General features: G+C 62.1%; 1 protein-coding gene. It reads left to right on the forward strand.

Annotation, left to right across the window (positions count from 1 at the left end; genetic code table 11):
* Positions 1–530 (forward strand): hypothetical protein (locus QCE79_RS33515; protein ID WP_309851812.1); only part of this gene is annotated, 530 nt, incomplete at both ends.

Raw genomic sequence — 530 nt, forward strand, 5'->3', positions numbered from 1 at the left:
GATAAGACGCAGCTCGATTGGCCCTCGGGCGGCGAGCCGATCCGCATCGCTCCGGTGATTGCGGGCAGTAAGGCCGGCGGGATATTCCAGACGATCGCAGGCGTGGCGCTTGCCGCCGCCGGGGCCGCCTCGATGTGGCTCATCCCGGGCAATAAATTTGGCATCGACATGATGCTCATGGGCGGCTCCTTGGCGCTGGGGGGAATTGCGCAGATGCTCTCGCCGCAGACGCCGACTCCGAGCCCGGTAAGTCAACACGGGATGCCAGGCATCCAGAACGTCGTCGCTCAAGGTGGTCCGGTGCCTTTGCTATACGGGCGCATGCGCGTTGGATCAACAGTGATCAGTGCGGACATCCAGGCCATCGATGCTCCGGCGCGTGCGGCCGAGCAGGACATTGCGCCGGTCGCGACGCAGACGTCAGGCGGCATTGAAGGGCAAGAGAAGACGGTTATCAACAGTCGCCTTTGCTGCACCATTGTCGATCTTATTTCGGAAGGAGAGATAGAGGGATTGGCCAACAACGTTGG

The sequence above is a fragment of the Caballeronia sp. LZ003 genome (assembly GCF_031451465.1).
In the GTDB taxonomy this organism is placed as follows: domain Bacteria; phylum Pseudomonadota; class Gammaproteobacteria; order Burkholderiales; family Burkholderiaceae; genus Caballeronia.